Source organism: Embleya sp. NPDC005575, from assembly GCF_040605455.1.
Taxonomy (GTDB): Bacteria; Actinomycetota; Actinomycetes; order Streptomycetales; family Streptomycetaceae; genus Embleya.
Genome location: NZ_JBEXCV010000285.1, coordinates 1 through 5547, shown reverse-complemented (window position 1 = coordinate 5547; position 5547 = coordinate 1). Strand labels below are relative to the sequence as shown.

At 58.0% G+C, this 5547-nt stretch carries 3 rRNA genes; all 3 read left to right on the top strand.

Features of this window, described 5'->3' with window-relative positions:
• Positions 1-303 precede the first annotated feature (303 nt).
• The 3 genes from ABZS54_RS41895 (at position 304) to rrf (ending at position 5539) form a co-directional block, all read left to right on the top strand.
• Positions 304-1827 (top strand): 16S ribosomal RNA (locus tag ABZS54_RS41895).
• A 342-nt stretch (positions 1828-2169) separates the two neighbouring features.
• Positions 2170-5297: ribosomal RNA gene (locus tag ABZS54_RS41890) — 23S ribosomal RNA — on the top strand.
• A 125-nt stretch (positions 5298-5422) separates the two neighbouring features.
• A 5S ribosomal RNA gene (gene rrf, locus ABZS54_RS41885) occupies positions 5423-5539 on the top strand.
• Together the 16S, 23S and 5S rRNA genes form the textbook arrangement of a ribosomal RNA operon.
• Positions 5540-5547: the final 8 nt, after the last annotated feature.

Genomic DNA, 5547 nt, shown 5'->3' with positions numbered 1-5547 from the left:
GAAACACAATGAAACACCTTGAACGTTAAACGCCCGGAGGGCGCGGTTGACTCCGCACCAAAGGAAGCGTCCGTTCCTTGAGAACTCAACAGCGTGCCAAAAGTCAACGCCAAAGAAACACCCCCGGCGCTGAACGTCTTCCCACTCGGGGAGTAGCGGTCAGTGTTGGTGGTTCCTTTGAAGAAAATCCTGGGTCCTGTCAGTGGGCCCAGGTCACAGCAAGGACGCCGGCGACATACTCGGACTATTCCTCCGGGAGAGTCGCCGCTCACTTATTGTGTTCCACCGGATTACCGGTGAACATCAATGGAGAGTTTGATCCTGGCTCAGGACGAACGCTGGCGGCGTGCTTAACACATGCAAGTCGAACGCTGAAGCCCTTCGGGGTGGATGAGTGGCGAACGGGTGAGTAACACGTGGGCAACCTGCCCTGCACTCTGGGATAACTTCGGGAAACCGGAGCTAATACCGGATAATATCCTCCTCCGCATGGTGGGGGGTTGAAAGTTCCGGCGGTGCAGGATGGGCCCGCGGCCTATCAGCTTGTTGGTGGGGTAGTGGCCTACCAAGGCGACGACGGGTAGCCGGCCTGAGAGGGCGACCGGCCACACTGGGACTGAGACACGGCCCAGACTCCTACGGGAGGCAGCAGTGGGGAATATTGCGCAATGGGCGAAAGCCTGACGCAGCGACGCCGCGTGAGGGATGACGGCCTTCGGGTTGTAAACCTCTTTCAGCAGGGAAGAAGCGAAAGTGACGGTACCTGCAGAAGAAGCACCGGCTAACTACGTGCCAGCAGCCGCGGTAATACGTAGGGTGCGAGCGTTGTCCGGAATTATTGGGCGTAAAGAGCTCGTAGGCGGCCTGTCGCGTCGGATGTGAAAACTCGGGGCTTAACCCCGAGCCTGCATTCGATACGGGCAGGCTAGAGTTCGGCAGGGGAGACTGGAATTCCTGGTGTAGCGGTGAAATGCGCAGATATCAGGAGGAACACCGGTGGCGAAGGCGGGTCTCTGGGCCGATACTGACGCTGAGGAGCGAAAGCGTGGGGAGCGAACAGGATTAGATACCCTGGTAGTCCACGCCGTAAACGTTGGGAACTAGGTGTGGGCGACATTCCACGTCGTCCGTGCCGCAGCTAACGCATTAAGTTCCCCGCCTGGGGAGTACGGCCGCAAGGCTAAAACTCAAAGGAATTGACGGGGGCCCGCACAAGAGGCGGAGCATGTGGCTTAATTCGACGCAACGCGAAGAACCTTACCAAGGCTTGACATACACCGGAAACATCTGGAGACAGGTGCCCCTTTTGGTCGGTGTACAGGTGGTGCATGGCTGTCGTCAGCTCGTGTCGTGAGATGTTGGGTTAAGTCCCGCAACGAGCGCAACCCTCGTTCTGTGTTGCCAGCATGCCCTTCGGGGTGATGGGGACTCACAGGAGACTGCCGGGGTCAACTCGGAGGAAGGTGGGGACGACGTCAAGTCATCATGCCCCTTATGTCTTGGGCTGCACACGTGCTACAATGGCCGGTACAATGAGCTGCGATACCGCGAGGTGGAGCGAATCTCAAAAAGCCGGTCTCAGTTCGGATCGGGGTCTGCAACTCGACCCCGTGAAGTCGGAGTCTCTAGTAATCGCAGATCAGCATCGCTGCGGTGAATACGTTCCCGGGCCTTGTACACACCGCCCGTCACGTCACGAAAGTCGGTAACACCCGAAGCCGGTGGCCCAACTCGCAAGAGGGGGAGCCGTCGAAGGTGGGACCAGCGATTGGGACGAAGTCGTAACAAGGTAGCCGTACCGGAAGGTGCGGCTGGATCACCTCCTTTCTAAGGAGCACATAGCCGAATGTGACCATCTGTGTCACACGGTTGCTCATGGGTGGAACGTTGACTATTCGGATCGTTTCCTGAATCGGGATCGCAAGTACTGCCTGCAAGGGCGTGGAAAGCGTGAGCGTGGATGGGGATGGTTCGGGCACGTTGTTGGGTCCTGAGGGAATGGGCCCGGCCCCACGGTCTTTTGACCGTTGGGGCTGGTCTGTTGTCTCGGGAAGGTTCCGATCCTCGGACGGTCTTCGAACCGCCAGCCGCAAGGTTGGTAGGCGTGGCCTTCAGGTCTGTGGGAATCGGTTGTTGTTTGAGAACTGCACAGTGGACGCGAGCATCTGTGGCCAAGTTGTTAAGGGCGCACGGTGGATGCCTAGGTACCAGGAACCGATGAAGGACGTGGGAGGCCGCGATAGGCCCCGGGGAGCTGTCAACCGAGCTGTGATCCGGGGGTGTCCGAATGGGGAAACCCGGCAGTCGTCATGGGCTGTCACCCGCACCTGAATATATAGGGTGTGTGGAGGGAACGCGGGGAAGTGAAACATCTCAGTACCCGCAGGAAGAGAAAACAACCGTGATTCCGAGAGTAGTGGCGAGCGAAATCGGATGAGGCTAAACCGGTCACGTGTGATACCCGGCAGGGGTTGCGTGATCGGGGTCGTGGGAGTGTGCTTGATCGGTCTGCCGGCCGGTCGGCGAGTCAGAAACCGTACATGTAGTCGAAGGACATGCGAAAGGTCCGGCGTAGAGGGTAAGACCCCCGTAGACGAAACATGTGCGGCTTGCTTGCGCATTTCCCAAGTAGCACGGGGCCCGAGAAATCCCGTGTGAATCTGGCGGGACCACCCGCTAAGCCTAAATATTCCCTGGTGACCGATAGCGGACTAGTACCGTGAGGGAAAGGTGAAAAGTACCCCGGGAGGGGAGTGAAATAGTACCTGAAACCGTGTGCCTACAAGCCGTGGGAGCGTCGTCATTCGTGTTTACACGGGTGGCCGTGACTGCGTGCCTTTTGAAGAATGAGCCTGCGAGTTTGCGGTGTGTGGCGAGGTTAACCCGTGTGGGGTAGCCGTAGCGAAAGCGAGTCCGAACAGGGCGATTGAGTCGCGCGCCCAAGACCCGAAGCGGAGTGATCTAGCCATGGGCAGGGTGAAGCGCGGGTAAGACCGTGTGGAGGCCCGAACCCACCAGGGTTGAAAACCTGGGGGATGACCTGTGGTTAGGGGTGAAAGGCCAATCAAACTCCGTGATAGCTGGTTCTCCCCGAAATGCATTTAGGTGCAGCGTCGTGTGTTTCTTGCCGGAGGTAGAGCACTGGATTGTTGATGGGCCTCACCAGGTTACTGAGATAAGCCAAACTCCGAATGCCGGTAAGTGAGAGCGCGGCAGTGAGACTGCGGGGGATAAGCTCCGTGGTCGAGAGGGAAACAGCCCAGAGCACCGACTAAGGCCCCCAAGCGTGCGCTAAGTGGGAAAGGATGTGGAGTCGCACAGACAACCAGGAGGTTGGCTTAGAAGCAGCCACCCTTGAAAGAGTGCGTAATAGCTCACTGGTCAAGTGATTCCGCGCCGATAATGTAGCGGGGCTCAAGCGCACCGCCGAAGTCGTGTCATTCGTACATATAGCCAAGCCTTCGTGGTTCAGGCGTACGGATGGGTAGGGGAGCGTCGTGCAGCGAGTGAAGTCGCGGTGGAAACCAGCGGTGGACGCTGCACGAGTGAGAATGCAGGCATGAGTAGCGAATCACACGTGAGAAACGTGTGCGCCGGATGACCAAGGGTTCCTGGGGCAGGCTAATCCGCCCAGGGTAAGTCGGGACCTAAGGCGAGGCCGACAGGCGTAGTCGATGGACAACGGGTTGATATTCCCGTACCCGCTACGATGCGCCAGCGCTGAACCTCGTGATGTTAAGGCCGTGAAGCCGCCGGGATCCTTCGGGTGAACGGTTTTGGTGGAGCCGCCGAACCAATCGGGTAGTAGGTGAGCGATGGGGTGACGCAGGAAGGTAGTCCAGCCCGGGCGGTGGTAGTCCCGGGGTAAGGGTGTAGGGCGAGAGATAGGCAAATCCGTCTCTCATATAGCCTGAGACCTGATGCCGACCCGATTGTGGGGAAGTGGATGATCCTATGCTGCCGAGAAAAGCCTCTAGCGAGTGTCGTGGCGGCCCGTACCCCAAACCGACTCAGGTGGTCAGGTAGAGAATACTAAGGCGTTCGGGTGAACTGTGGTTAAGGAACTCGGCAAAATGCCCCCGTAACTTCGGGAGAAGGGGGGCCATTGCTGGTGATCCGTCTTGCACGGTGAGCTGGTGGTGGCCGCAGAGACCAGCGAGAAGCGACTGTTTACTAAAAACACAGGTCCGTGCGAAGTCGTAAGACGATGTATACGGACTGACGCCTGCCCGGTGCTGGAACGTTAAGGGGACCGGTTAGCTCTTCGGGGCGAAGCTGAGAACTTAAGCGCCAGTAAACGGCGGTGGTAACTATAACCATCCTAAGGTAGCGAAATTCCTTGTCGGGTAAGTTCCGACCTGCACGAATGGCGTAACGACTTCTCGACTGTCTCAACCACAGGCCCGGTGAAATTGCACTACGAGTAAAGATGCTCGTTTCGCGCAGCAGGACGGAAAGACCCCGGGACCTTTACTATAGTTTGATATTGGTGTTCGGTTCGGCTTGTGTAGGATAGGTGGGAGACTTTGAAGCGGACACGCCAGTGTTCGTGGAGTCATCGTTGAAATACCACTCTGGTCGTGCTGGATGTCTAACCTGGGTCCGTGATCCGGATCAGGGACAGTGTCTGATGGGTAGTTTAACTGGGGCGGTTGCCTCCTAAAGGGTAACGGAGGCGCCCAAAGGTTCCCTCATCCTGGTTGGCAATCAGGTGTCGAGTGTAAGTGCACAAGGGAGCTTGACTGTGAGACCGACAGGTCGAGCAGGTGCGAAAGCAGGGACTAGTGATCCGGCGGTGGCTTGTGGAAGCGCCGTCGCTCAACGGATAAAAGGTACCCCGGGGATAACAGGCTGATCTTCCCCAAGAGTCCATATCGACGGGATGGTTTGGCACCTCGATGTCGGCTCGTCGCATCCTGGGGCTGGAGTAGGTCCCAAGGGTTGGGCTGTTCGCCCATTAAAGCGGTACGCGAGCTGGGTTTAGAACGTCGTGAGACAGTTCGGTCCCTATCCGCTGTGCGCGTAGGAGTCTTGAGAAGGGCTGTCCCTAGTACGAGAGGACCGGGACGGACGAACCTCTGGTGTGCCAGTTGTTCTGCCAAGGGCATGGCTGGTTGGCTACGTTCGGGAGGGATAACCGCTGAAAGCATCTAAGCGGGAAGCTTGCTTCGAGATGAGGACTCCCACCAACTTCGGTTGGGTAAGGCCCCCGAGAGACGATCGGGTTGATAGGCCGGGTGTGGAAGCCCTGTGAGGGGTGGAGCTGACCGGTACTAATAGGCCGAGGACTTGTCCTCAGTTGCTACGCGTCCACTGTGTGGTTCCCGAACCGCAATCGGTTTCGGGGAACCCGTTTTGATAATTGAATCACCGCATGTGATTTCTGGTTCACCGAACGACCCTTTGTCGGGTTCGATGGTTTTCCGGTGGTCTTGGCGGAGAGGAAACGCCCGGTCTCATTCCGAACCCGGAAGCTAAGCTCTCCAGCGCCGATGGTACTGCACTCGAAGGGGTGTGGGAGAGTAGGACGCCGCCGGAATTTACGTG